The organism is Streptomyces sp. NPDC008150 (genome assembly GCF_042956945.1).
Lineage (GTDB): Bacteria > Actinomycetota > Actinomycetes > Streptomycetales > Streptomycetaceae > Streptomyces.
Genome location: NZ_JBIBHJ010000006.1, coordinates 394,414 through 419,887 on the forward strand (window position 1 = coordinate 394,414; position 25,474 = coordinate 419,887).

General features: G+C 73.7%; 21 protein-coding genes. 18 read left to right on the forward strand and 3 right to left on the reverse strand.

The window, feature by feature from the left end; all coding sequences use genetic code 11:
• Nucleotide 1 precedes the first annotated feature (1 nt).
• The 15 genes from ACFZA0_RS18140 to ACFZA0_RS18210 all read left to right on the forward strand — a co-directional run bounded on the left by ACFZA0_RS18140 (nt 2) and on the right by ACFZA0_RS18210 (nt 17,679).
• The gene (locus ACFZA0_RS18140; protein ID WP_391017423.1) at nt 2-1,417 is read left to right on the forward strand and encodes an FAD-dependent monooxygenase; all 1,416 of its coding nucleotides are present in this window, start codon (nt 2-4) and stop codon (nt 1,415-1,417) included.
• 8 nt (nt 1,418-1,425) lie between these two features.
• Nucleotides 1,426-2,109 carry an antibiotic biosynthesis monooxygenase gene (locus tag ACFZA0_RS18145; RefSeq protein WP_391017426.1) on the forward strand — a complete coding sequence of 228 codons (684 nt, stop codon included), beginning with the start codon at nt 1,426-1,428 and terminating at the stop codon, nt 2,107-2,109.
• Nucleotides 2,110-2,122: 13 nt separating this feature from the next.
• Complete coding sequence (locus ACFZA0_RS18150) at nt 2,123-3,742, forward strand: FAD-dependent monooxygenase (protein ID WP_391017428.1); 1,620 nt, start codon at nt 2,123-2,125, stop codon at nt 3,740-3,742.
• A gap of 119 nt (nt 3,743-3,861) precedes the next feature.
• Nucleotides 3,862-4,941, forward strand: coding sequence for a PfkB family carbohydrate kinase (locus ACFZA0_RS18155; RefSeq protein ID WP_391017618.1), 1,080 nt, complete (start codon nt 3,862-3,864; stop codon nt 4,939-4,941).
• Between the two features lie 286 nt (nt 4,942-5,227).
• Complete coding sequence (locus tag ACFZA0_RS18160) at nt 5,228-6,064, forward strand: alpha/beta fold hydrolase (RefSeq protein ID WP_391017620.1); 837 nt, start codon at nt 5,228-5,230, stop codon at nt 6,062-6,064.
• A 62-nt stretch (nt 6,065-6,126) separates the two neighbouring features.
• Nucleotides 6,127-6,642: a nuclear transport factor 2 family protein gene (locus ACFZA0_RS18165; RefSeq protein WP_391017431.1), complete on the forward strand. Its 516-nt coding sequence runs from the start codon at nt 6,127-6,129 to the stop codon at nt 6,640-6,642.
• Between the two features lie 189 nt (nt 6,643-6,831).
• Nucleotides 6,832-7,851, forward strand: coding sequence for a methyltransferase (locus ACFZA0_RS18170; protein WP_391017433.1), 1,020 nt, complete (start codon nt 6,832-6,834; stop codon nt 7,849-7,851).
• A gap of 97 nt (nt 7,852-7,948) precedes the next feature.
• Nucleotides 7,949-8,869 carry an LLM class flavin-dependent oxidoreductase gene (locus ACFZA0_RS18175; protein WP_391017435.1) on the forward strand — a complete coding sequence of 307 codons (921 nt, stop codon included), beginning with the start codon at nt 7,949-7,951 and terminating at the stop codon, nt 8,867-8,869.
• Nucleotides 8,870-9,069: 200 nt separating this feature from the next.
• Complete coding sequence (locus ACFZA0_RS18180; RefSeq protein ID WP_391017438.1) at nt 9,070-10,689, forward strand: ABC transporter substrate-binding protein; 1,620 nt, start codon at nt 9,070-9,072, stop codon at nt 10,687-10,689.
• Nucleotides 10,686-11,696, forward strand: a complete 1,011-nt coding sequence (locus ACFZA0_RS18185) for an ABC transporter permease subunit (RefSeq protein ID WP_391017441.1) — start codon at nt 10,686-10,688, stop codon at nt 11,694-11,696. The genes ACFZA0_RS18180 and ACFZA0_RS18185 overlap by 4 nt, the downstream gene beginning before the upstream one ends.
• On the forward strand, nt 11,693-12,937 hold the full coding sequence (locus ACFZA0_RS18190) for an ABC transporter permease subunit (protein WP_391017444.1): 1,245 nt from the start codon (nt 11,693-11,695) through the stop codon (nt 12,935-12,937). The genes ACFZA0_RS18185 and ACFZA0_RS18190 overlap by 4 nt, the downstream gene beginning before the upstream one ends.
• On the forward strand, nt 12,934-15,261 hold the full coding sequence (locus ACFZA0_RS18195) for a dipeptide ABC transporter ATP-binding protein (RefSeq protein WP_391017447.1): 2,328 nt from the start codon (nt 12,934-12,936) through the stop codon (nt 15,259-15,261). The genes ACFZA0_RS18190 and ACFZA0_RS18195 overlap by 4 nt, the downstream gene beginning before the upstream one ends.
• Nucleotides 15,252-16,304 (forward strand): LLM class flavin-dependent oxidoreductase, encoded by a 1,053-nt coding sequence (locus ACFZA0_RS18200; protein ID WP_391017449.1) that lies wholly within the window; start codon nt 15,252-15,254, stop codon nt 16,302-16,304. The genes ACFZA0_RS18195 and ACFZA0_RS18200 overlap by 10 nt, the downstream gene beginning before the upstream one ends.
• The gene (locus ACFZA0_RS18205; protein ID WP_391017451.1) at nt 16,297-16,683 is read left to right on the forward strand and encodes a TIGR03618 family F420-dependent PPOX class oxidoreductase; all 387 of its coding nucleotides are present in this window, start codon (nt 16,297-16,299) and stop codon (nt 16,681-16,683) included. The genes ACFZA0_RS18200 and ACFZA0_RS18205 overlap by 8 nt, the downstream gene beginning before the upstream one ends.
• Before the next feature lie 156 nt (nt 16,684-16,839).
• Nucleotides 16,840-17,679 carry a rhodanese-like domain-containing protein gene (locus tag ACFZA0_RS18210; RefSeq protein WP_391017454.1) on the forward strand — a complete coding sequence of 280 codons (840 nt, stop codon included), beginning with the start codon at nt 16,840-16,842 and terminating at the stop codon, nt 17,677-17,679.
• Between the two features lie 17 nt (nt 17,680-17,696).
• On the opposite strand, the gene ACFZA0_RS18215 is transcribed toward ACFZA0_RS18210, so the two are convergent.
• Nucleotides 17,697-19,370 carry an LLM class flavin-dependent oxidoreductase gene (locus ACFZA0_RS18215; protein WP_391017456.1) on the reverse strand — a complete coding sequence of 558 codons (1,674 nt, stop codon included), beginning with the start codon at nt 19,368-19,370 and terminating at the stop codon, nt 17,697-17,699.
• Nucleotides 19,371-19,384: 14 nt separating this feature from the next.
• Nucleotides 19,385-20,869: an MFS transporter gene (locus tag ACFZA0_RS18220; RefSeq protein WP_391017459.1), complete on the reverse strand. Its 1,485-nt coding sequence runs from the start codon at nt 20,867-20,869 to the stop codon at nt 19,385-19,387.
• 148 nt (nt 20,870-21,017) lie between these two features.
• On the opposite strand from ACFZA0_RS18220, the gene ACFZA0_RS18225 reads away from it, so the two are divergent.
• Both ACFZA0_RS18225 and ACFZA0_RS18230 read left to right on the forward strand, forming a co-directional pair.
• Nucleotides 21,018-21,515: a MarR family transcriptional regulator gene (locus tag ACFZA0_RS18225; protein WP_391017460.1), complete on the forward strand. Its 498-nt coding sequence runs from the start codon at nt 21,018-21,020 to the stop codon at nt 21,513-21,515.
• Nucleotides 21,516-21,763: 248 nt separating this feature from the next.
• Complete coding sequence (locus tag ACFZA0_RS18230) at nt 21,764-22,567, forward strand: glucose 1-dehydrogenase (RefSeq protein WP_391017463.1); 804 nt, start codon at nt 21,764-21,766, stop codon at nt 22,565-22,567.
• A gap of 50 nt (nt 22,568-22,617) precedes the next feature.
• Here the strand turns inward: ACFZA0_RS18230 and ACFZA0_RS18235 are convergent, their stop codons facing one another.
• Nucleotides 22,618-24,177, reverse strand: a complete 1,560-nt coding sequence (locus ACFZA0_RS18235) for an FAD-dependent oxidoreductase (protein WP_391017467.1) — start codon at nt 24,175-24,177, stop codon at nt 22,618-22,620.
• 322 nt (nt 24,178-24,499) lie between these two features.
• Here ACFZA0_RS18235 and ACFZA0_RS18240 point away from each other — a divergent pair, with 322 nt between their 5' ends.
• Nucleotides 24,500-25,291, forward strand: coding sequence for a winged helix-turn-helix domain-containing protein (locus ACFZA0_RS18240; protein ID WP_391017470.1), 792 nt, complete (start codon nt 24,500-24,502; stop codon nt 25,289-25,291).
• Nucleotides 25,292-25,474: the final 183 nt, after the last annotated feature.

Genomic DNA, 25,474 nt, shown 5'->3' on the forward strand with positions numbered 1-25,474 from the left:
CGTGGCCGGGGCCCGGCTGGAGACCCAGGTGGTGGTGGTCGGCGCGGGCCCGGTGGGGCTGCTGCTCGCCGGTGAACTGCGGCTCGGCGGTGCCGAAGTCGTCGTTCTGGAACGGCGGACCGGGCCCACCACCGAGTCACGAGCCTCCACGCTGCACGCACGCACCGCGGAGATCCTCGACAGCCGCGGGCTGCTCGACGAACTCGGCGACCCGCCGCGCCAGCCGGTCGGCCACTGGGCCGGCATCCCCCTCGACCTGACCCTGCCGGGCCCGCACGCCGGACAGTGGAAGGTCCCGCAGTACGACACCGAACGGCTCCTTGAACGCTGGGCACGCTCCCTCGGCGCCGACGTCCGGCGCGGCCACCACGTGCACGGCGTCACCCAGGACACCGGCCCGTACGTCGAGACGGTGGCGGAGGGGCCGGGCGGCGCACTGCGGGTGCGCGCCGACCACGTCGTCGCCTGCGACGGCGAGGACAGCACCGTGCGCCGGCTGCTCGGCGCGGCCTTCCCGGGACATGCCGCGCGGCGGGAACTGGTCCGCGCGGACATCGCGGGCGTCGAGGTGCCCGACCGGCGCTTCCAACGGCTGCCGGACGGCTTCGCGGTGGCCGCCCGGCGCCCGGACGGCGTCACCCGCGTCATGGCCCACGCGTTCGGTACTTCCCCGCAACACGCCTCTTCCGCACCGGAGTTCACGGACGTCGCCGAGGTGTGGAAGCGGGTGACCGGCGAGGACATCAGTGCCGGAACCCCGCTGTGGGTGAACGCCTTCGACGACACCAACCGTCAGCTCGACCAGTACCGGCACGGCCGTGTGCTGTTCGCCGGGGACGCCGCCCACCGCCAGCTGCCCATCGGCGGCCAGGCGCTCAACCTCGGTCTGGCGGACGCCTTCAACCTCGGCTGGAAACTGGCCGCGCACGTCACCGGACGCGCCCACCCCGGCCTGCTCGACAGCTACCACGGCGAACGGCACCCCGTCGGCCGCCGCGTCCTGGCCGGCATCCGCGCCCAGGCGCTGCTGCTGCTCGGCGGCCCCGAGGTGGAGCCGGTCCGCGCGCTGACGGCCGAACTGATCGCCCTGGAGCCGGTCCGCGCCCACCTGGCCGGACTCGTCACCGGCCTCGACGTCCGCCACGACGTCGGCGGCCCCGCACACCCCCTGCTGGGAGCCCTGCTGCCGCACCTGGCGCTCGACACCCCCGGCGGACCCACCAGCACCACCGCGCTGCTCCGCGCCGGCCGCGGCCTGCGGATCGCCCCGCACGACGGCACCGGCCCCGGCTCCGACGGCCCGGTCCTGGTGCGGCCCGACGGCCACGTGGTGGCGGCGGGCCCGGAGCACGACGCACAGGAACAGACCGCACGCGCCCGCTGGTTCCCGGCCGGCGCCACCGTCCCGACCACGTGAGGAACACCATGCCCCTGATCTCTCCCGACGACGGCCACCTCACCGTCTTCAACGTCTTCGAGACCGACACCGCCGAACTCCAGGACGACGTGCTCGACGCGATGCGCGACATCGTCGACCACGCGGACTACCCCGGCTGGATCTCCTCCACCCTGCACGCCGGCATCGACACCCCCGGCACCGCCAACTACATCCAGTGGCGCAGTCTCGCCGACCTCCAGGCCCGCTACGAGGGCCAGAAGTTCCGCGGCAAGACGGTGCCGCAGTTCCACAAACTGGCGCGCACGACACGGCTGTTGCAGACCGAGCTGGAGTTCACCCAGCAGCGGCCCGGCCTCGGCGACACCGTGGAGATCTCGCCCGACCGCGACGACCACACCGTCCTGATCATCCTCGACACGACCCCCGACAACCAGAAGGAACTCCTGGAGACGCTGGCGAGGCCCGACGAGTGGATCACCACCGTGCCCGGCTACGTCTCCCACACCTACTTCCGCGGCCTGGACGGCACCTACGTCGTCAACTACGCGCAGTGGGAGAGCAAGGAGCTGTACGACGCCTTCCACCACCTCCCCGAGGAGCAGCGCCCGGCGGACGTGCGCGCCGGACGGGTCCGGGCGCGGGAACTGGTCACCGGGCGCCAGGCCAACACCTACCGCGTGACCCACTCGCGCTCCGCGACGACGGACTGAGGGAGGGGCACGCATGGGCACCGACGGTACGGAGGAGAAGGACGGCGCGACCGGCAGGGGCGGCGCCGGCGGGTCCACCGCCACGACGGACGTGGACGTGGACGTGGTCGTCGTCGGCGCCGGGCCCACGGGCCTGACGCTCGCCGGCGAACTGCGCCTGGGCGGCGCCCGGGTGACCGTCGTCGAACGGCTCGCCGCCCCCACCGGGCAGTCCCGCGGGCTGGGCTTCACCGCCCGCGCGATGGAGGTCTTCGACCAGCGCGGCCTGCTGCCGCGCTTCGGTCGCGGGCCGGTCCCGCCGGTCAGCCCGGTGGGCCACTTCGGCGGCGTCCGCTTCGACTACACGGTCCTGGAGGGCGCCCACTTCGGGGCCCGCGACATCCCGCAGTCCGAGACGGAGGCGGTGCTGGAGCAGTGGGCGACGGAACTCGGGGCGGAGGTCCGCCGGGACCGGGAGCTGGTCTCCCTGACCGCGGACGACACCGTCGTCGAGGCCGTCCTGCGCACCCCGACCGGCACCGAACGGCTGCGCGCCGCCTACCTGGTGGGCTGCGACGGAGGCCGTAGCACCGTCCGTGAGCTGGCCGGCTTCGGGTTTCCCGGGACCCCGGCGACCCGCGTGATGTACCTCGCCGACGTGGTGGGCCGCTCCCTGCGCCCGCGGCCGCTCGGCGAACGGCTGCCGAACGGCATGGTGATGGCCGCGCCGCTCCGGGAGGGCGTGGACCGGATCATCGTCTGCCCGCACGGCTCCCCGTCGGACGCGCGCGCCGAACAGGCCGCTTTCCCCGAGGTCGCCGCCGCCTGGCGGCACATCACCGGCGAGGACATCGGGGACGCCCGCGCCACCTGGGTCAGCTCGTTCACCGACGCCACCCGGCAGGCCGACAGCTACCGGCGCGGTCGCGTCCTGCTCGCCGGGGACGCCGCCCACATCCACCTGCCCGCCGGCGGCCAGGGCCTGAGCACCGGGGTGCAGGACGCGGTCAACCTGGGCTGGAAACTGGCCGCCGCGGTGCGCCGGACCGCCCCGGAGACGTTGCTCGACACCTACGACGGCGAACGGCGTCCGGTCGGTGCCCGGCTGCTGATGAACACCCGCGCCCAGGGGCAGATCTTCCTGGGCGGGGCCGAGGCGGACCCGCTGCGCGACCTGCTCGCCGAGCTGATCGAGTACGACGACGTCCGGCGCCACCTCGCGGGTGTCGTCAGTGGTCTCGATGTCCACTACCCGATCGGCACCGGCCACCACCCGTTGCTCGGCCGCCGCCTCCCGCACCGCGAACTCGTGGGCGCGGTGGGCGGAACCAGCACCACCGAACTGCTCCACCCGGCGCGCGGCGTCCTGCTCGACCTGACCGGCGAGCCGTCGGTCGGGGCCGCGGCGGCCGGGTTCGCCGACCGGGTCACGGTGGTCACCGCCGTGCCCAAGCCGGTCGACGGCACCGACCCGCTGGCCGGCACCGCCGCGCTGCTCGTGCGGCCCGACGGGTACGTCGCCTGGACCGCGCCGTCCGGCACGGGCGACCCGGTGGCCGGCCTCGACGAGGCGTTGCGGACGTGGTTCGGGGCGCCCCACCCCGACGGCACCGCCCCGCCCGCCGCACAGGACCCCGAGCCGGAGGAGGCGTGATGACCGCGCGGACCGGCGGCGGCGGGCGCACGGTGAGTGTCCGCCGGTCCGACGGCGGACGCGGGGCGACCAGGACGCGGCGCGTCCTGGTCACCGGTTCTGTCGCCACCGACCACCTGATGGCCTTCCCGGGCCGCTTCGCCGACCAGTTGCTCGCCGACCGACTCGACGGCGTCTCCCTGTCCTTCCTGGCGGACACCCTGGAGATCCGACCCGGGGGAGTGGGAGCCAACATCGCGCTGGGCCTCGCTCGGCTGGGGCTCTCGCCGGTCCTCGCCGCGGCGGTGGGGCGCGACTTCGCACCGTACGGGAAACGGCTGCGGGAGGAGGGCGTCGAGACAGGACACGTTCGCGTCAGCGACTCCCTGCACACCGCCCGCTTCGTGTGCACCACGGACACCGAGCAGAACCAGATCGCCACGTTCTACGCGGGGGCGATGGCCGAGGCGCGGCACATCCGCCTCACGGAGGTCAGCGCCTGCCACGGTCCGTTCGGCATGGCCCTGGTCGGCCCGGACGACCCGCGTGCGATGGTGCGGCACACGGAGGCGTGCGTGCGGCTGGGTATCCCGTTCGCCGCGGACCCCTCGCAGCAACTGGCCCGCCTGGACCGGTCGCAGGCTCGCACCCTGGTGACCGGATCGCGGTTCCTGTTCACGAACGCGTACGAGGCGGCCCTGCTCCGGGAGCGCACGGGCTGGACGCGCGATCAGGTCCTGCGGCGCACCGGCGCCTGGATCGTGACCCGCGGCGCCGACGGCGTCGACGTCAACCGGGCCGGTCTCCCGCCGCTGCACGTCGCCGCGGTCGCGCCCGACGGCCCCGCGGAGCCCACCGGGGTCGGCGACGGTCTGAGGGCCGGTTTCCTCGCGGCCACCACGTGGGGCCTGCCACCCCGCGACGCCGCGCGGCTGGGCTGTGCGCTCGCCACGGTCGTACTGGAGTCGGTCGGTCCGCAGCAGTACGTCCTCGACCCCGAGGACCTGGCGCGGCGGCTGCGGGACACCTACGGCCCGGCGGCGGCCCGGCGGGTCGCCCCGTGGCTCGCCCGCCTCGGCGCCGCCGGCCCGCCCGCCACTCCGGACGGTCGCCCGCCGGCCACGGGCGCCCCACGCGGCACGGCCCTGCCGGCCCTGCCGGACGGGCTGGTGCCCTGGGCCGCCGGAGCGGGGCCGCTGGCCGCGGGGGGTGCGGCGTGAGCGGGCCGGCCGGCGCGGCGAGGGCGACCGGCGGCACGGCAGGTGTGGGGCGGGTGACCTGGCGCGGCCGCACCCTCGTGAGTCGACCGGCGGCTCGTCCGACGGGTGCGCCGGCCGGTCCCGAAGTCCGTTACGGATCCGTCCTGTTGAGCGGTTCGGTGGAATCGGCCGGCGCGCACGCGCCGGGCGGCGCAGGTCATGGGGCGCTCACCTCGGGGGGAGCCGCGTGAGCGGGGTCGCCGTGGGTGGTGCGCGGCGGGCCGCGGCCACGGGCCTGTCCAAGGGCGTGCGGCGGATCACGCTGGACGCCACGGGCCCCGTCCTGTCCGCCCTGCTCAGCGAACCGGCGCACGGTGCGCCGCGAGCGACCGTCGTGGCCGTGCACGGCGGTGGCCTGCGCGCCGGCTACTTCGACGGGCAGACCCACCCGGACGTGTCCCTGCTGGCGCTCGGCGCCCGGCTCGGCTTCACCGTGCTCGCCCTCGACCGCCCCGGATACGGCCGTTCGGCGGCGCGGTTTCCCGCCGGGCTGCCGCTCGCCGCGCAGTCCGTGCTGCTGCGCGCCGCCCTGGACGACTTCACCGCCCGCCACCCGGCAGGGGCGGGCCTGTTCCTGCTCGGCCACTCCTTCGGCGGCAAGCTCGTCCTGCGTGCCGCCGCCGACGGCCTTCCCGCACTCGGCCTGGACGTCTCCGGATGCGGCCACCGTCCCGCCGTACCGCTCGCCGGACTGCCGACGCGACCGGGCGGGGGAAGGAACCGGTACTGGGGTCCGCTCGGCCTGTACCCGCCCGGCACGTTCCGGGCCTGCGAGGCCCTGACCGCACCCGTCCCCACCCAGGAGGCGGCCGAACTCGCCCACTGGACGCGGTACTTCGAGCGGATCGCGCCGTCGGTCCGGGTCCCGGTCCGGCTGACCTTCGCCGAGCACGAGCGCCTGTGGCGGCACGACGCGGAGGACCTGGCCGACCTCGCTGCCCGGTTCACCGGGGCCCCGCGGGTCCTGGTGGAGCGCCAGCCCGCGGCCGGCCACAACATCAGCCTGGGCTGGGCGGCCCGCCCCTACCACCTGCGCGCCCTGGCCTTCCTGGAGGACTGCGTCTCGGCGCTCCCACCGCGCTGACCCCGCACCGCACGCGCCGTCCCACCACCGCACACCGATCCCACCCCGTCGAAGGGAACACCATGCCCACCACCTCTGCTCCGGCCCCCACCCCCGTCCCGTCCGCACCGGTCGACGAGCTCCAGGCCCTGCGCGAACAGGTGCAACTGCTCGTCGACCGGGCCGAGTTGACCGCCCTGGCCGACCGCTACCTCGCCCACCTCGACCGGGACCGGCACCGCGACGACTGGTTCGGCGAGGTGTTCACCGACGACGTCCGGCTGGTCTTCCCGATGGGTGAGTACCGGGGGACCGCCGGTCTCGCCGAGTTCCAGCAGCTGGCCCGCACCACCTTCGAACGCACCCACCACCAGGGCACCAACTACGCCGTCGACGTCGACGGGGACCGCGCCGTGATCCGGGCCCACCTGAGCGCCGTCCACGTCAAGCGGGCGGCCGAGCCCGGCGCGCACTTCGACATCGGCGGCCACTACGAGGCGGTGGCCGTGCGCACCCCGGACGGCTGGCGGTTGCGCGACTTCGTCTTCGACCTCGTCTGGCACGCGGGCAGGGGCCCACTGAACGACGGCGGCCACTGACCGTCCCGCACCCCGGCCCGTCGCGCCGTACCGTTCGCGCACCGCCCGCCGGTGCGAAGACTTGACGCGAGTTCACCAAAACCTGACACAGGACCGCCTTGAACGCGCCACCCGCAGCGAAGAGGCTTCGAGTGGGCCCAGTCGGTGCGTCGCGGTCCGCTCATCCGGTCATTCAGGAGGAAGTTCGTCATGCCCTCAGACACCTCCGGGCTCCCCGCACCCGCCCGCGTCCTGCAACTGCTCGCCGGCGGCTGGCTCGCCCAGGCGGTCAGCGCGGTCGCCGAACTGGGCGTCGCCGACGCGCTGGCCGGCGGCCCGCTTCCCGTCGCCGACGTGGCCGCCGCCACCGGCACCCACGCACCCACCCTGCACCGCCTGCTGCGGACCGCTGCCGACGCCGGCCTCCTCGACGAGACCGACGACACCTTCGCCCTGACCGAACTGGGGCACGCGCTGCGCGACGACAGCCCCGGTTCGCTGCGCAACTTCGCGATCTGGACCGGCCTGCCCGCGGAGCGCGCCGCCTGGACCGGGCTCGCCGATGCCGTGCGCACCGGCCGCACCGCCTTCCCCGACGTGCACGGCGCGTCCGTCTGGGAGTACCTGGGGGAGCACCCCGACGTCCTGACCGTGTTCGACAAGGCCATGACCGAGGCGTCCCGCGGGATCATCGCCCCCGTCGTCGCGGCCTACGACTTCGGCGCGTTCCGCAGCGTGGTCGACGTCGGCGGCGGCCGGGGCGCCCTGCTCGCCGCGGTGCTCGCCGCCAACCCGGGGGCGAACGGCGTCCTCTACGACCGGCCCGAGGTGGTGTCCGAGGCGGAGCCGACGCTGCGGGCCGCCGGGGTGCGTGACCGGGTGCGGCTGACGGGCGGCGACTTCTTCGACACCGTGCCCGCGGGCGGCGACGCCTACGTCCTGTCCAACATCATCCACGACTGGGACGACGAACTCTCCCGCCGCATCCTGGGCAACGTCCGCTCCGCGCTGGGCGACGACGGCCGCGTGCTGCTCGTCGAGGCGGTCCTGCCCGACCGTCCCCGCCCGACGCCCACGGTCTCCCTGATGGACCTCGACATGCTCGTCGTGGCCGGCGGAAAGCAGCGCACCGCCGGGGAGTTCGAGGTCCTGCTGGAGAAGTCCGGGCTGCGGCTGACCCGGATCGTCCCCGGCGGCCACTGCAGCGTGGTGGAGGCCGTGCGGGCGTAGATCCCGCACACGCCCACCGCCGGAGGCTCCGCCCGGAAGCCGTTTCCACGAAGACCGCAAGACCAGGACCTGAACCGTGAAAGAGGTACAGACCAGCATGCCTGAACGGCTCGCACGCAAGCTGTGGTTCGGCTACGGCCCCGGCTCGACCCTCGCCGAGGCCGACGAGATCGTGCGCGGGGTGGAGCACGCCGACAGCGCCGGACTCGACTTCTTCACGGTGTCCGACCACCCCTACTACGGCAGTCGGCTGGAGGCGTACGCCACCCTGGGACTGCTCCTGGGCCGCACTCGCAGCATCACCGGCGTCGTCACCGTCACCAATCTGCCGACCCGGCCGGTGCCGTTGCTGGCGCGCACGCTCAGCACCCTCTCGGCGCTCTCGCGGGGCCGTGTCGTTTTCGGCGTCGGGGCGGGCGGCTACTGGGACGACATCGTCAGGTTCGGGGTGGACCGGCTGGAGCCGGCCGCGGCGGTGCGCGCCCTGGAGGAGGCGATCGGCCTGGTCAGGTCGCTCTCCGGGGGAGGTGAACCCGTCTCCTTCCAGGGCGAGTTCACCACGGTCGACACACTCGACCCGGCCCCCGTGCCGGCGCCGCCGGTGTGGACCGGCTCGGTCGGACCCAGGTCGCTCGCCGTCACCGGACGGCTGGCCGACGGCTGGATACCGGGCAACGCGGCCGACTGGCAGAGCCCCCGGTACCAGGCGTCGCGACGGCGCGTCGACGAGGCCGCCGTCGCGGCCGGCCGGGACCCGGCGGACATCGCCACCGTCTTCAACCTCCCGGCCCGCATCACCGACCGGCCCGTCGACGCGCCCCGTGACGAGACCGGACGCTGGACGGGCGGTTCCGTCCGGCAGTGGATCGACGAACTGACCGAAGCCGTACTGGAGCACGGCGCCTCCGGCTTCGTCTTCTTCGCGGCGGGCGACCCGTCCCGTGCGAAGGGCCTGGAGCGCTGGACGGGGGAGATCGTCCCGGCCGTGCGCGAGGCAGTGGCCAAGGAACGGGGGTGACCGGCCCCCGCCCCACCGGAGACTCCCGCCCCGTTCCCCGTCCCCTCCCGCCGCCGCTCCTCTGCTCCCGCGCCCCGCGCGCCATTTGAGCCTCCCCCCACATCGAGTCCCTGCACCGCGCCCGCCGCGGCACGGCAGGCCAGTCCTGCCGTGCCCGCGGTGTGCGCCCGCACGCCCGTACGTCCCAGAAAGGGCCTTTGATGTCCAGAAGTCGAACAGGTCGGCGTTCCCTCGACCGGCTGCCCCTTCGCCCGGCCATCGCGCTGCTCGCGGTGGCGTTCACCGCAACCGCCTGTTCCGACGACGGCTCCGGGCCCTCCGGCGGCGCGGCGGCCGGCACCCCGCGCAACGGCGGCACGCTCGTCGTCGGCGCCGAGGCCGACCCCGCCTGCCTGGACCCGCAGCAGACCGGCCAGTTGGCCGCCGTGGACATCACCCGGTCGGTGGTCGACACCCTCACCGACCAGGATCCCAAGACCGGCAAGATCGTGCCGTGGCTCGCCAAGTCCTGGACGCAGGGCGCCGGAGGCCGCGACTTCACCTTCGTCCTGCGCGACGGCGTCACCTTCAGCGACGGCAAGCCCGTCGACGCGAACGCGGTGAAGCTGACCTTCGACAACCTGATCAAGCAGCCCGCCAACGGTGCCCCCGCCTACATCCGCGGCTACCAGGGCACCACCGTCAAGGACGCGCACACCTTCACGGTCAAGTTCGACGCCCCCAACGCCCAGTTCCTGCAAGCCACTTCGGGCGTCGGCCTGGGCATCCTGTCACCGGCCACCTTCGGGAAGTCCAACGCCGAGCGCTGCCGCGGCCAGTTCTACGGCTCCGGCCCCTACGTGCTGGACCACTACACCGCCAACCAGGAAGTCGTCCTGAAGCGGCGCGAGGACTACGCCTGGCCGTCCTCGCTCGACGACAACAAGGGGGCCGGCCGCCTCGACAAGGTGAAGTTCACCTTCGTCCCCGAGGCAGGCGCCCGTACCAGCGCCCTCCAGTCCGGTCAGGTGCAGGTCGCCAAGAGCGTCCAGCCCACCGACCAGGCGCAGTTCACCAGCAACGGCTTCCACCTGCTGTCCAAGCCCGCGCCCGGCCTGGTGCCCCCGCTGTCCCTGAACCACGTCGGCGCCCTCGCCGACGAGAAGGTGCGCAAGGCCCTGCTGGTCGGCATCGACCGCAAGCAGCTCGTCGACACCGTCTTCAACACCTCGTACAAGCCGGCCACCAGCGTCCTCGCCTCCACCACCCCCTACTACAGCGACGACAGCGACAAGCTCACCCACGACCCGGACGCCGCCGCGCGCCTGCTGGACGAGGCCGGCTGGAAGGAGGGCAAGAACGGCATCCGGGCCAAGAACGGCAAGCAGCTCACCCTGACCTGGCTGATCCCCGCGCCGCTGCCCCCCGTGGACGAGTACGTGCAGCAGCAGCTCCGCAAGCTCGGCGTGGACGTCAAGCTGAAGGCCGTCCAGCCCGCCGCCTACGTCGAGCAGCAGCAGAAGGGGCAGTTCGACATCACCGCGGTCGCCGTGACCCGCGCCGACCCGGACGTGCTGCGCAACATCTTCTACTCCAAGGGCTCCAACCTCTGGCACCTGCCGGCGAGCAAGCTCGACACGTACCTGGAGCAGGAGGCGTCCGCGCCCGACGACACCGCTCGCCGCGCGGCGGTGAAGAACGCCACCGACTGGATCCTCGACCACGCGGACACCGTCCCGCTGTACGAGGGCTCCCTCGTGCACGGCGTCTCCGACCGGGTGCACGGACTGACGCTGGACGCGTCGACCCGTCTGAACCTGCACGACGCATGGCTCGGATGAGCCAGGCGCCGTCCCCGCGCGCCGCCCGTACGGCGGCGCGCGGGGCGGCGACCGTCGCCCGCTACCTGGCGGGGCGGGTGCTGCGCGCGGTGTTCGTCGTGTGGGCGGCGTTCACCCTCGCCTTCGCCGCCCTGCGGCTGCTGCCCGGCGATCCCGTCGCGCTCATGCTCAGCGGGCGCGGCGGGTTCGACACCCTCGACCCGCGAGAGGTCGCCCGGGCGAAGGCCGAACTGGGGCTGGACCGGCCGCTGCCAGTGCAGTACGCCCACGCGCTGGTGGACGCCCTGCACGGCGACCTCGGCGCGTCGCTCCAGACCGGCCAGCCGGTCACCCGCATGATCACCGACGCGCTGCCGTCGACGCTCGCCCTGGGCGGGACCGCCCTGGTGCTCGCGCTGGCCGCGGGTTGCGCACTGGCGGTCGGCGCCCACCTCGCGGTCTCGCCGACGCTGCGGCAACTGCTGCGCTCCGTACCGTCGTTGGCCGTGTCCGTGCCGTCGTTCGCGGTCGGGCTGCTGTTGATCCAGCTCCTGTCGGTGCGGTGGCACGTGTTCCCGTCCCTGGGCGGAACGGGCGCGACCGGACTCGTCCTGCCCGCGTTCACCCTCGCGATCCCCGGCGCCGCCCTGGTGGCGCAGGTGCTCGGCAAGAGCCTGCACACGGTGCTGCGGGAGCCGTACGCCGACACGGTCCGCGCCACCGGCGCGGGCCGGGCCCGGCTGCTCCTCGGGCACGGGCTGCGCAACGCGGCCATCCCGGCGGTGACCGTGGTCGGCCTGCTGGTCGGTTACCTCATCGGTGGTGCGGTCGTCGTGGAGACGGTGTTCTCCCGTCCCGGCATGGGCCGCATCACGCAGGCCGCCGTCTCCACGCAGGACCTGCCGGTCGTGCAGGGGGTGGTCGTCCTGGCCTCGTTCGTCTTCGCCGTGGTCAACCTCGGCGTCGATTTGCTGTACCCGGTACTGGATCCGCGGATCCGGGCGAGCACAGGGGTGGTGACGGCGTGAGCGGGAGCGGTGCGCGGGCCGGTGCGTCGGCCGAGGCGAAGGCCGAGGCGGAAGCCGGTGCGGCGGCGCGGGCGGGCGAGGACGAGGACGGCGCTGAGCGCGGCGCGCGGTCGGATGACGGCGGGCTGTCCGCCGGGACCGGAGTGCCCGAGGGCGAAGCGCGTGACGACGGCGCGGTGCCGGAGGGCGGCGCGGCGGAGCGCGCTGTGCCGGACGACGGCTCCGCGGCGCACGGCGCCGTGACGAGCGGTGCGCGCTCCTGCGGCGCCGCGTCCGAGGGCCCCGTGCCGCACCGCCCGGGGGCCGTGTTGTCCGGGGCGGACGGTGGAGCCCCCGCCGGGACCGGCGCCGGCCCCGGCGAGGGCTCGCACTCCGGGTCGCGCCCCGACCTCGTGCGCGGGCGCCGGTGGCGGGCCGTGCGGGACGCCGCCCACCGGAACGTGCTGCGCTCGCCCGGCGCGGTCCTCTCCATCCTGGTGCTGCTGCTGGTGCTCGGGTGGGCGCTCGCACCCGAGTGGTTCACCCAGCAGAGCCCCACGACGGGGATACCGGCCGACCGGTTCCGCCCGCCGAGCGGGGCCCACCTCTTCGGCACTGACCAACTGGGCCGGGACGTGTACGCCCGGGTGGTGCACGGCGCCTCGCTGTCGCTGCGGGCCACGGTCGTGGCGATCGCCCTGGCACTGGTCATCGGCACCCTGCTGGGCCTGGCCTCCGGTTTCTTCGGCCGGTGGGCGGACGCGGTGATCATGCGGCTGGTCGAGGTGATGCTCTCCGTGCCACCGGTCCTGCTGTCGCTGACCATCGTCGCGGCCATCGGTTTCGGCACCGTCCAGGTGGCCGTCGCGGTCGGCGTCACGAGCGTCGCCGGCTTCGCCCGCGTGATGCGGGCGGAGGTGCTGCGGGTGCGCACGGCCGGGTACGTCGAGGCGACGATCCTGCTCGGGTCCCGGTGGTGGCGCGTGCTCTTCCGCTACGTCCTGCCCGCGGCCGTGGGGCCCGTACTGGCCCTCGCCGCACTGGACTTCGGTCTGGTCGTGCTGGCGATCGCCGGCCTCAGCTTCCTCGGCTACGGGGAACCGCCACCCGCGCCGGAGTGGGGCGCACTGGTCGCCGACGGCCGCAACTACCTCGCCACGGCCTGGTGGTTGACGACGTTGCCCAGCGTCGTCGTGAGCGTCGTGGTTCTCGCGGCGAACCGGCTGTCGAGGATTCTGGAGACCCGAGGAGAACGACGATGACCTCCGCCGCAGCCGGGACGACGCTCCCCGCAGCTGAGTCGCCGGGCACCCCCGTACTGCGGATCACGGGCCTGCGGGTCGACTACCGCACAACCGCCGGAACCCGGACCGCCGTCGACGGCCTCGACCTGGAGGCCGCACCGGGCCGGATCACGGCCGTGGTCGGCGAGTCCGGCTCCGGCAAGAGCACGACCGCGCACGCCGTGATCGGGCTCCTGCCGCCGGGCGGGCGGGTCGAGCGGGGCTCTGTCCGCCTGGAGGGCGAGGAACTGACCGGGCTGGGCGAACGCGCCTGGCGGGACGTACGGGGGCTGCGCATCGGCTTCGTGCCGCAGGACCCCGGCGTGTCGCTCGACCCGGTGAAGCCGGTCGGTCGCCAGGTCGCCGAGGTGTTGCGCGTCCACCACCTCGCCACCGGGCGGGGCGCCGCCGAGCGGGCGGTGGACCTGCTCGCCGCGGCGGGACTGCCCGACCCGGCACGACGGGCCCGCCAGTACCCGCACGAACTGTCGGGTGGCATGCGCCAGCGCGTGCTCATCGCGATGGCGACCGCTGCCGGACCCCGACTGCTCGTCGCCGACGAGCCCACCTCCGCCCTGGACGTGACCGTGCAGCGGCAGATCCTCGACCACCTGGAGAGACTGGCCGTCGACACCGGCACCGCCGTCCTGCTCATCACCCACGACCTGGGCGTGGTCGCCGACCGGGCCCAGCACGTCGTGGTGATGTCCCGGGCGCGGGTCGTGGAGTCGGGCCCGACCGGCGAGGTCTTGGCGGACCCACAACACCCGTACACCCGGCGGCTTTTGGCCGATGTCCCCCGTCTCGCACCCCGCGTCCGCAGGCCCGCGCACGCGACGGCGGCCGCCGGGGCGGCGACCGGGGCGGCGCGCGTGGCACGGTCCGGTTCGGAGGACGGGAAGTCCTCGGAGTCAGGGGCCGCGAGGACCGTAGGAGCCGTGAGGGCCTGGAGGCGGCCCGGCGGGGGAGAGGGGGCGAGTTCGGGGGCTGCCGCCGTGACGACGTCCGGCCAGGCACCCGGGCGTGCGGCACCAGCGGTCGCGGAGCCCGCTGCGTCGGCGTCGCCGGAGCCGGCGCCTGCGGCCACCGCGCCCCCCGCGCCGCCCGGCACGGAACCGGCGCCGTCCGGCACGGATCCGGCGGCGTCCGCCCCGTCTTCGGACGCGACGACCGCGGAGGCGGCTTCGCCCGGCCCGCCGGGTGGCTCAGCCCCCACGACGCCGACCGAGGGGGAAGGCGCTGCCGGTCCGGCTGGTGAGGGGGTCCTGGGCGCAGCCCATCCGGTGTCACGTCATCCCCGCGCGACATCGGGTGCTCCCCGTGCGACGGGCGAGTCGCGTCCAACTGCACCTCCTCGTACGCGAGTTCTCACCGACCCGGCCAGTGGTGCCCCGGACGCCGCCCCTGGTGGCGAAGCTCCGGACGGCCCCGCCCCCGGCGTCCTGCTGCGCGTCCGCGGGCTGACGCTTTCCTTCCCCCTTCGCGGACCGGGCCCCCGGCGTCGGCATCTCGCCGTCGACGACGTCAGTTTCGACGTTCCGCGCGGGCACACCCTCGGGCTCGTCGGGGAGTCCGGCTCCGGGAAGTCCACCACCGCCCGGCTCGTGCTGGGTCTGGAGCGCCCCGAGGCCGGCACCGTCGAACTGGACGGCGCGGACGTCACCGCCCTGCGCGGTGCTGCCCGGCGCCGACTGCACCGCCGCGTCCAACTCGTCCACCAGAACCCGTACGCCTCCCTCAACCCCCGTTTCACCGTCGAGGAACTCCTCACCGAACCCCTGCGCAACCACCGCGTCGGCGACCGTGCGCAGCGCGCCGCGGTGGTGCGGCGGCTGCTCGACGACGTCGCGCTGCCGTCCGACACCTTGGCCCGCAAGGCCGCCGAACTCTCCGGCGGCCAGCGCCAGCGCGTCGCCATCGCCCGCGCACTCGCCCTCGGCCCGGAACTGCTGGTCTGCGACGAACCGGTCTCCGCGCTCGACGTCACCGTTCAGGCCCGCATCCTGGAACTCCTGCTCGGGCTCCAGGAACGCCATCGCATCGCCTACCTGTTCATCTCCCACGACCTCGCCGTCGTCGGCCAGGTCAGCGACCGCATTGCAGTCCTGCGCGACGGACACCTGGTCGAGGAGAACACCGCCGACCGCGTCCTGCGCGCACCCCAACACCCGTACACCCGCGAACTGCTGGCGGCTGTACCCGGCCGGAACGCCCCGGACGGACCCGCAGGTCCCGGCAGCCCGGCCGGCCCGCGCACCCCGAACCACCGCGACCGTCCTACGGAGGACACCTCATGGAGCTAGGTCTCATCACCTTCGGCAGCCTGCTGCCCGACCCGGTCACGGGGAAGACCCTCACCCAGCGCGAACGGTTGCGGGACGTCGTCCGGGCGGCGGCCGAGGCCGAACGGCTCGGCTTCGCCTGGTACACCCTCGGTGAACACCACTTCGGCGACCGGGACGTCATCCCGTCCCCGGCCGTCGTCCTCGCCGCCGTCGCCGAACACACCTCCACCATCCGGCTGGCCACCGGTACCACCCTCGTCGCCAACCGCGACCCGGTACTCGTCGCCGAGGACTACGCGCTGCTCGACCTGCTCTCCGACGGACGCCTCGAGATGGTCTTCGGCGGCTCCTTCTTCCCCGAGCCGTACGCCGTCTTCGACCAGGCCCCGGAGTCCAAGGCCGCCCGCAAGCGGGAGAACACCGAACTGCTGCTGCGGCTGTGGACCGAGGAACGCGTCACCTGGCAGGGGCAGTTCCGCCCGCCCCTGGACAACGTGCTGGTGCAACCGCGCCCCCTCCAGTCCCGCCCGCCGTTCTGGATCAGCGGGGGAGTGGGGTCGGAGTCGGTCGCCCTGGCCGTCGAGCACGGGCTGCCCCTGGTCGTCGGGACGACGGCACGCCAGCCGGACGTCTTCGTCCCCGTCTTCGACTCCTACCGCGCCCTCTGGGCGGAACGGCGCACGGACCCGGTGGGCCGGCTGGGCGCCGCCAGCCACGTGTTCGTCGCCGCGACCTCGCAGGAGGCCCGTGCCCGCTGGGCCCCCTACATCGAGACCTACCTGACGGTGAAGAAGCCCGGCACCGTGGGCCCGCCGGTCCCGCCGGACTTCGACACGTACATCGGTCCCGGCGGCCCCGCGATCTGCGGCAGCCCCGCCGAAGTGGTCGACAGGCTCGGGCAGTTGCACGAGCTCTGGGGCCACGACCTGCACCTGCTCGCCATCGACGTCGGCGGCCTCCCCTACGCCGACGTCCAGGCCGCGACGGAACTCGTCGCCTCCGACGTCCTCCCGCAGGTGCGCGCCCTGGGGTCCGGCGACAAGGCGGTGGCCGGTGCTTGAGGACGACGTGCGCGAACTCGCCGTCGCCCGGACCCTCGGCGTGTTCACCACGCTGATGCCGGACGGCGGCCCGCAGACCAGCCTCGTGTGGCCGCACGCCGACCAGGAACACCTGCTCGTCGGAACCAACACCTCGCGGCAGAAGTACCGCAACGTCGTCGCCGATCCCCGCGTCAACATCCTGCTCCTCGACTCCGAGAACAGCCGCCGCTACATCGAGATCCGAGCCCACGTGGTGGACATCGAACCGGGCGAGGCCGCACTGCGGCTGGCCCGCACCACCTTCGGCAAGTGGACCGGCAGCGAGCGGGTGCGCGAGGCCGAGGGCGAACGCGTCCTGCTGCGGCTGAAGCCCGACCGCGTCCACCGCAAGGAGTGACACCGCGCCGACCGCACCGGCCCCCTGCGCCCACCGCCGGCCCCGCCTCGAAGGGAACCCCGCATGACCCCCTCCCCGTCCCCGTCGCCCGATCCGTCCCCCGCCCGGACCCCCGCACCGCCGTCGGGCGGCCCAGGTCCGATCACTGCGCCACCCGTGCCGCCGGCCCCCGTGGTCGACGCGGGATGGGTGCGCGCGCACCTCGGGCGGATCGTCCTCGCCGACGTCCGCTGGTACCTGGACGGCCGTGACGGACGCGCCGCCCACCAGGCCGGGCACCTGCCCGGCGCCGTGTGGGTGGACGTCGACACCGTCCTGTCCGCGCCTCCCAGCGCGACCGGCGGACGCCACCCGCTGCCCGACGAGGCGGAGTTCGCCCGGTCGCTCGGCGCGCTCGGCATCGGCGACGACACGACCGTCGTCGCCTACGACGACAGCGGCGGCGCCTACGCCGCCCGCCTGGTCTGGCTGCTGCGCCGCACCGGCGGCCGGGCCGCCCTGCTGGACGGCGGGGTCCAGGCGTGGGACGGCGACCTGGAGACCGGCCCAGTCGTCCCCGCGCCCGTGACCCGCACCCCGGTGACCTGGCCCAAGGAGTTCCTGCGCTCCGCCGACGAGGTGGCGGCGTCCCTCGCGACAGGTACCGCCGTCGTCCTGGACGCCCGTGCCGCCGACCGCTACTCGGGCGCTGCCGTGCTTCCCAGCGACGTGCGTTCCGGGCACGTGCCCGGCGCCCGCAGTGCCCCGTGGGCCGCCAACCTCACCGACGACGGCCGGTTCGCCCCCGCGCCACGACTGGCCGAGCGGTACGCGGCCCTCGGCGCCCTACCGGACGTTGACGTCGTCGTGTACTGCGGCAGCGGCGTCACCGCCTGCCACGACCTGCTGGCCCTGGAACTGGCGGGCCTGCCCACGGCGTCGCTCTACCCCGGCTCGTGGTCCGCGTGGTCGGCCGACACCTCGCGTGCCGTCGCGACGGGTGAGGAACCCGGGTAGGGCGGCGCCGGAGGACCTCACCAGCCGGTGCCCAGTCGCGCCATCGGCTCTATCAACTCCTTTTCCTCATAGGCCAGATGGGACAGCAGCGCGTCGGTGAGCAGGTCCACCGCCGCGCGCAGTCCCTCAGGACGGGCAGCGGGCCCGTCCTCGATCCACCCGACCAACTCCCGGTCGATGCGCTCGATCACCCCGTGGATGGCGTGGTGCTCCTCCGTCAGCCGGTCGAGCACCGGCGCCAACCGCGGGTCGCCGTGCCGCAGATGGGGGAAGAGATCCTCGTCCTCCCGCGTGTGGTGCACGGTCGTGATCCGGCAGTACGACGCGCAGTACGCGCCCAGGGTCCAGGAGTTCTGCCGCAGACTCAGCTCCCGCAACCCGGATCTCGCGTCCCCCGGTGCCAGGGCCTCGGCCAGCACCTCGTCGACGATCTCGCGCAACCGTGCCAGGTCCGCGCGCAGTTGGTCGTGGGAGGCGACCAGGTTGGCGGCCGATGCCCGCCGGGCCGGCGCGTAGCGCTGCCCCGAGTCCGGGGCGGGGCCGGTGGGCCGGTCCGTCTCCTCCCACAGTTGCTCGCCGCTCAGCCGTTCGGCGGGCGCGGGGGTCGGCGCGACGAGCGGGGGGAGCCCGTCGGCCGCGCCGCCCACCGCGTGCGTACGCCGCCGGGAGGCCGGCCGGGCGTCCGGCCTCGCGTGGAGCGTCGCGGTGCCCGACCGGTCGGCGCCGGGAGCCTCGGTCGAAGCGGGGGCGACGCTCCCGCGCGTCGCCCCCGCCGGGGCCACGCCCGCCGTGTCGTCCCCTTCTCCGTCCGCCGGCCGTGCGCGTGCCGCGGCGACGAGGGCACGGGTGGCCGGGGCGACCTCCTCGCCGAAGACCCGCAGCAGCTCCTCGTGCTGGGCGGGAAGCAGGTACGCGCTGGTGCCCGACTCCAGTGTCAGGATGGCCAGTTGCTCGGGCCAGTCGTGCGGACGGCCCCGGGGGAAGCCGTCCTGCGCGCCGGGTGAGAGGTTGTACAGCCTCCGCACGGCGGACGGAGCACGTCCGGCCGCCTCGGCCCCCTCGTCGACGAGGCGGTGCCCCGCCGCCAGCCGGGCCGGCGGCACGTGCGGCACGCTGGGCAGCCAGCCGTCCGCGACCTCGCCGGTCAGCCGCAGCATCCGGGGGCCCACCGCACCGATCCACACGGAGATGTCGTGCGCGGGGGAGGGCCCGGCGGCAGCCCCGTAGAGCCCGTAGTGCTTTCCGTCCGTGCGGACCCGGCCACGGGCGGACCACAGCGCGCGCAGCACCTGCACCGCCTCTCGGGTCGCGGTCAGTGCTTCGCCCGGACTGCGCCGGGGACCGCCTTCGGCGGCGATGTCGTCCCAGTACGCCCCGGCGCCCAGCCCCAACTCGACCCGCCCGCCGCTGAGCAGGTCCAGGCTCGCGGCGGCCCGGGCCAGGGCGGCGGGCGGGCGCAGCGGGAGGTTGGCGACGTTCGGGAAGACCCGGACGCGGGAGGTGGCGGTCGCGATGCTCGCCAGCACCGTCCAGGCGTCCAGGAATTCCGGGCGGTAGGGGTGGTCCGGCACGCTCACCAGGTCCAGCCCGGCTCGTTCCGCCGATCGGGCCGCCGCCACGGCGTCGTGCGGCCGGCCGGCCGAGGGCACCAGTACGGCGCCGAAGAGCAGGTCGTGTCCGTAGTCGGTCATGTGCGTGTCCCGTCTCAGCTCGCGGCGGGGCCGCTGGTCTCGGTCCGGGCTCCCGCCGGGGCCGTCTGCGGCCGGGCGCGCCACAGGCCGCCCGGTCCGGAGAGGGCGGCCAGCGTGGCCACGCCCAGGGCGATCGCGGACATCACGAACGCGGTGGTGTACCCGGACTCGGCCGGCAGACCGCTCCCGGCGAGCGTGTGGGAGGCCACGAGGGAGGCGGACACCTGGGCGCCCAGCGAACCGCCGATGGTCCGCATGATGGTGTTGATGCCGGTCGCCTCACCGGTCTGGCGGGGGTCGACGGCGGCGACGACGAGGTTGGCCAGCGCGGCGAAGGCGAAGCCCACGCCGATGCCGAGGATGCCCGAACCGACGTACAGCGCCCACTTGGTGTCGTGGGCCCCGGCGTACACGGCGAAGCCCACCACTCCGATCAGGCAGGCGAGGACGAGCGGCAGCTTGAAGCCGACGGCGGCGCCGATGCGGCCCGCGAGCGGACTGGCGACCAGCATGGTGGCGGCCATCGGCACCATGAAGAGCCCTGCCTCGGTGACCGAGGCGCCGAAGCCGTACCCGGCCCGCGGGGGTGTCTGCGCCAGCAGCGGCACCAGGGTGAACGCGCCGTACATTCCGAAGCCGATGATGAGCGCGGTGACGTGCGACGTCGCTACGGCCGGGCGGCGCAGCAGTTCGATGTCGACGAGGGGTTCCGCCAGCCGTCGCTCCACCACGACGAAGACCACGAGGAGCACAGCCGCCGCCGCGAACAGGCCGATCACACCGGCGGACGCCCAACCCCAGGACTTGCCCTCGCTGATGGCGATCAGCAGGGCGACGACGCCCGAGCTGAGCAGCACGACACCGGTCCAGTCGATGCGGCCCGGTGAACGGACGGGCGACTCCTCCACGAAGGCGACGACGGCCAGCACGCCGAGGACGATCACCACGAGGCCGAGCCAGAAGATCCAGTGCCAGTTGAGCGCGTCGACGATCGGGCCGGGAAGGACGAGCCCTACGCCGAAGCCGATCCCGAAGGTCGAGCTGATGAGTCCGATGGCCACGGGCACGCGCTCGCGCGGGAACTGGTCGCGCACGATCCCGAAGGCGAGCGGGAACGCCGCCGAGCCCACTCCCTGCACGGCGCGCGCGGCGATGAGCAGCCCGATGGAGTCCGACAGCGCCGCGAGCAGTGTCCCCGCGGCGAACACGGTCAGGCTCGCGACGAGCACGCGTTTCTTTCCGAACATGTCGCCGACCCGGCCGAGCAGGGCGGTGGCCACCGACGCCGACAGGAGGAACGCGCTGAGCACCCAGGACACCACTGTGGTGGTGACGTCGAATTCCCGCTGCAGGTCCGGGAGTGCGGGCACGACCATCGTCTGCATCAGCGAGAAGGAGAGCACGGCGACCAGCAGGGCGGTGAACGGGGCCGCGACGCCCCGGCGGGGTCCCGCGACCGCGGTCGGGGGCGGGGCGGGGGTGGTCGTCGGATCGGTCATGAGGGGGTTCCTCCGCTCCGTACGGGAATGCGGCGGCGTGGGCAGCGCGCCACGCGATCGCCGGGACACCAGAGATGATGTCGCCATGTAATGATTACAGCGCGACATCATTATGTCCAGGGCCTTTCTCGTGGTTATGCTGCGCTGCATGACCGACGCTCCCGACTGCGGCCCCGAGACCGTGAAGCCGGACTCCGAGATCCGCCCGCCGAGCCTGCTCGCCCTGCCGAGTTACCTGGTCAGCCACGTCGCCCGGCTCGGCCACGACGTACTGATCGCCGCGGTCGCGGACCACGGCCTGCGACTGCCGCACTTCGCCGCGCTCACGGCGCTCGCCGACTTCGGCCCCCTCCCGCAGCACGTCCTCGCCGACCGGCTCGCCCTCAACCGCAGCCACCTCGTCGGCTATCTCGACACCGTGGAGCAGCGGGGTCTGGTCCGGCGCACTCGCGACCCCGCCGACCGCCGACGCCAACTGGTCGAACTGACCGCCGAGGGGGAGAAACTGCAACGCCGCCTCCAGGCGGTGGCCGAGCGTTCGCAGGAGGAGTTCCTGCACGACCTCTCGCCGGCCGAGCGCGCGACGCTGATCACCCTGCTGCGCAAGGTCCTGGTCTCCGAGAACCAGCAGGCGCGGACGCACTGACCTCCGGAGGGCGCGAAGCGAGGCCACGGCCGAGGAGCCGTCCGACGCGCACATGCCCGCCTCCGGCCGAGCCGGCCGAACGCCGTGCGCGTGCGGTGCCGGACGCGTCGGCCGCCGGCCGGGCCGGTCACCGCAGCGCCCGTCGCACACCTCGAGGATCGCGACACGTTCTCGCAGCACGGCCTTCACAACCGCCCGCGAGAATCGGTGACGACCAGCCCCCGTTGCGAACGAGAGGCCGTTGACCGATGAGCAGTCAGACGAACTCCCTGGCCGGCAAAGTGGCCGTGGTCACGGGCGGTGCGGGAGGGATCGGCGTCGCCACCGTCGAGGCCCTGGCGGCCGCCGGTGCGGACGTCGTCCTCGCCGACGTCGCCGAGGAGCCGACCCGGGCCGCCGCCGCGGAACTCGCCGCCAAGGGGCTGTCGGTGGTCGGGCACACCGTCGACATCACGTCCGAGGACAGCGTCAGACGCCTGGTGGACTTCGCGGTGGACACCTTCGGCGGCATCGACGTCCTCGACAACAACGCGGCGCTGACCTCCGCGATCCGTCAGGACCACGACGTGGTGTCGATGTCCGTCGACCTGTGGGACCAGGTTCTCGCGGTCAACCTGCGGGGTCCGATGCTCCTGTGCAAGCACACCGTGCCGGTGATGATCGAGCGCGGCGGCGGCTCGATCATCAACATCACCAGTGGCCAGGGCCTGTCCGGGGACCGCGTGATGGTGGCCTACGGCAGCTCCAAGGGCGGGCTGATCGCGCTGACCCGCTTCGTGGCCGCCGCGTACGGCGCGGACGGTGTGCGCTGCAACGCGGTCGCTCCGGGACTGGTCCGCACACCGGCCCTGGAGGCGGACATGCCCGTGCCGGTGCAGCAGATGTTCCAGAGCGCGAACCTCATCCCCCGCCTCGGCACCCCTGACGACGTGGCCCAGTTGGTCACCTTCCTCGCCACCCCCGCGGCCTCCTTCATCACGGGCCAGGTGATTCCGGTGGACGGCGGCTTCCTCTCGCACCTGCCGACGCTGTCGCCCCTGCCGCCTCGCTGAGCGGCGCGCCGGGGCCGGCGCGCCCCCGCCCCATTCGGGCCCGTCCCGGCTCAGCTCGGCCAGGGACCGATGCCGGCTTCGATCGCCCGCTCCTCGGCCGGGCCCGCCCAGGCGTAGTACCCGTCGGGCCGAACCAGGACCGCCTCCCGGGTGTCCGGTCCGCCCTCCCGCACCGCGCGGTGGACGACGACCAGGCGCTTCTCGGCCCCGTCCGGGAGAGGAGCGGTCCGGCCGATCTTCCCCACGGTCTCGTCACCGGGTGCCCGGCCCGCGGTCCCGCCCGCCGCGCCGTCGGCGGGAAGGACCAGGACGAACCGCCCCTGGCGCAGCACCTCGTACAGCCGTCCGTCCGCCAGCTCCAGGTCCGGCACGCGTCTGCCCACCAGCCGGTGGGCACCGCGCGGAGCGGGATACGCGTAGCCGATCCCGGTGATCTCGCCCACCGCCTGCCGGGTCACCGGGCGCACGTGCGTGACGACCAGCTTCCGCACGGTGCGCAGCGCGACTTCGAGTGGATTGTGGGCCATGGCCAGCCGCAGGTTGAGGCCGCTGGTGCGCAGCACCGCACGGCCGATCGGATGGCGCTCGCTGTGGTAGGTGTCCAGGAGTGTGTCGGGAGCCCGGCCGTCGAGCACGGCGGCCAGCTTCCAGCCCAGATTCACGGAGTCCTGCAGACCGGTGTTCATCCCCTGGCCGCCCGCGGGCGAGTGCGTGTGAGCGGCGTCGCCGGCCAGCAGCACCCGCCCCTCCCGGTACCGCGGCACCTGGCGTTCGTCGCTGTGGAACCGCGAGATCCAGCGCGGGTCGTGCATCCCGAAGTCGGAGCCGAAGGCGCGCTCGATCAGCGAGCGCAGTTCCTCGAACTCGACCGGGGAGTCGTCGGGTTCGTCCCGGTGGGTCCGGTCCCAGCCGCCGACGCGCCAGTAGCCGTCGCCGAACGGGGCGATGAACCCGAAGGCGTCGCCGGTGCCGTGCACCCGCACCACCAGGCTGGGCTGCGCGGTGAACTTCACGTCGGCCAGCGCCACCGACCTGATCACCGCCTTGCCGGGGAAGGGGAGCCCCAGGGCCTCCCGCACGGCGCTGCGCGTCCCGTCCGCACCGACCACGTAGCGGGCCCGCAAGGTGCTCGCACCTTCCGCGTCGCGCACCGACACGTTGACGCCGTCCTCGTCCTGGTCGAGGCCGGTCACCTCGGTCCCGTACCGGAAGGCCGCGCCGTGCTCCAGGGCCCGGCGCAGCAGCAGCTTCTCCACTTCGTACTGCGGAGTGACCAGCAGGAAGGGGTAGCGGGAGGGCAATGAACCGATGTCGAACGGGATGGCCCCGAACAGTCGGAGTTCGCGGATGGTCTGACCGGTCGTCACCAATTCCTCGGCGACTCCGCGGGCGTCGAGGAGTTCGAGGGTGCGGGCGTGCACGCCGAAGGCGCGGGTCAGATTGCTGATGCCTTCCGCGCGCTTCTCGACGACGACCACGTCAACGCCGGCCGCCGCGAGGTCGCCGGCGAGCAACAGTCCGGTGGGGCCGGCTCCGGTGACGACGACGGAGTGCGGACCCGGGGACGCGCCGGGGTTGTCGTCGGCCAGGGCCCGAGCGGTGCTGGACATCCTCAACTCGCTTTCTGCGATGGGGAATTGAGCGTCGACACCATCGTGCACCCCGGGTGTGAAGCCGGTACTGCGGCAACATGTCGGCGCCGGCCCGCACCTCGCGCCGAGAGGTCCGGACGATCCCCGGAAGCCGGGGACGATAAACCCGGTGGCGTGCCGGAGGGCCGTGCCGAACCATGGATTCATGAAATTGCAATACGCCTTCATAAGCCCGCAACGATTTATTTATGGCCAAAATCTATGAATCGACGACCGGCAGACGATAAATTATTCGAGCGTGGGTTCGACGTCATGCTGATCGGATGAGTCGGGGTAGATCATGGCTACACATTCGCCGGCGGCGAAGTCGGGGAACCGCCCATCGATCGAGCTCGTCCCGCGGGGGCCGCAGGCGGTGCTGGAGGACCTGCCGGGGCCGGCGCGGACGGTGGCCGGGCCCGAGGGCGGCTGGCGGGTGCTCCTCGTGGAGAACGACCCCGCCGACGCCGAGTCCCTGGCCGGAGGGCTGCGCAGGCAGGGCCACGAGGTCATCCACGTTCCCCTGGGGCGCGCCGCACTGGAGGCGCACCAAGAGGTGGACCTGGTCCTCCTCGACCTCGAACTCCCGGATCTCGACGGGCTGGAGGTCTGTAAGAGCATCCGCGCCGTGAGCTGCGTACCCCTGATCTTCGTCACCGGCCGCAGTTCCGAACTCGACTGCGTGCTCGGGCTCCAGGCCGGGGCTGACGACTACCTCGTGAAGCCGTACGGATTCCGAGAACTGACAGCCCGTATGGAGGCCGTCATGCGCCGCATCCGGTCCGCGCGCACCGTCGAACGGGAAATCACCCACGGTCCGCTGCGCATCGATGTGAACGCGCGGGAAGTCAGCCTGGCGGGCCGCGGCGTGGAGCTGACGAAAAAGGAATTCGACGTCCTCTGCATTCTCGCCTCGCACCCCGACACCGTGATTCCCAGAAAGCGACTCCTGCAACAGGTGTGGGGCGATTCCTGGTCCAGGCGCACGGTCGACACCCACGTCAGCAGCCTCCGCACCAAGCTCGGCGACAGCGAGTGGATCATCACGGTCCGGGGTGTGGGCTTCAAGCTGGGAAACAGCCTGGCGGCGTAGTCTGTGGCCGGGACCACCTCGATGCCGCCCTGCGACTGCCCTGCGGGCTCGTCGCGCGATCTTGTCGAGGTGTCCTGGTCGTGCGCGACCGATGCGGCATCCCCGCCGGGCGGCAGGTGGCATCTCAGGTGCGGCACCAGAACAGGCCTGATGCGTTCTCAGTCGGCGAGACGAGCCGATCGC

Coding starts and splice junctions, on each gene's coding strand:
- ACFZA0_RS18145 (WP_391017426.1), top strand. CDS start 1,426: ATGCCCCTGATCTCTCCCGACGACGGCCACCTCACCGTCTTCAACGTC.
- ACFZA0_RS18150 (WP_391017428.1), top strand. CDS start 2,123: ATGGGCACCGACGGTACGGAGGAGAAGGACGGCGCGACCGGCAGGGGC.
- ACFZA0_RS18155 (WP_391017618.1), top strand. CDS start 3,862: ATGGCCTTCCCGGGCCGCTTCGCCGACCAGTTGCTCGCCGACCGACTC.
- ACFZA0_RS18165 (WP_391017431.1), top strand. CDS start 6,127: ATGCCCACCACCTCTGCTCCGGCCCCCACCCCCGTCCCGTCCGCACCG.
- ACFZA0_RS18170 (WP_391017433.1), top strand. CDS start 6,832: ATGCCCTCAGACACCTCCGGGCTCCCCGCACCCGCCCGCGTCCTGCAA.
- ACFZA0_RS18175 (WP_391017435.1), top strand. CDS start 7,949: ATGCCTGAACGGCTCGCACGCAAGCTGTGGTTCGGCTACGGCCCCGGC.
- ACFZA0_RS18180 (WP_391017438.1), top strand. CDS start 9,070: ATGTCCAGAAGTCGAACAGGTCGGCGTTCCCTCGACCGGCTGCCCCTT.
- ACFZA0_RS18185 (WP_391017441.1), top strand. CDS start 10,686: ATGAGCCAGGCGCCGTCCCCGCGCGCCGCCCGTACGGCGGCGCGCGGG.
- ACFZA0_RS18195 (WP_391017447.1), top strand. CDS start 12,934: ATGACCTCCGCCGCAGCCGGGACGACGCTCCCCGCAGCTGAGTCGCCG.
- ACFZA0_RS18200 (WP_391017449.1), top strand. CDS start 15,252: ATGGAGCTAGGTCTCATCACCTTCGGCAGCCTGCTGCCCGACCCGGTC.
- ACFZA0_RS18215 (WP_391017456.1), bottom strand. CDS start 19,370: ATGACCGACTACGGACACGACCTGCTCTTCGGCGCCGTACTGGTGCCC.
- ACFZA0_RS18220 (WP_391017459.1), bottom strand. CDS start 20,869: ATGACCGATCCGACGACCACCCCCGCCCCGCCCCCGACCGCGGTCGCG.
- ACFZA0_RS18225 (WP_391017460.1), top strand. CDS start 21,018: ATGACCGACGCTCCCGACTGCGGCCCCGAGACCGTGAAGCCGGACTCC.
- ACFZA0_RS18230 (WP_391017463.1), top strand. CDS start 21,764: ATGAGCAGTCAGACGAACTCCCTGGCCGGCAAAGTGGCCGTGGTCACG.
- ACFZA0_RS18235 (WP_391017467.1), bottom strand. CDS start 24,177: ATGTCCAGCACCGCTCGGGCCCTGGCCGACGACAACCCCGGCGCGTCC.
- ACFZA0_RS18240 (WP_391017470.1), top strand. CDS start 24,500: ATGGCTACACATTCGCCGGCGGCGAAGTCGGGGAACCGCCCATCGATC.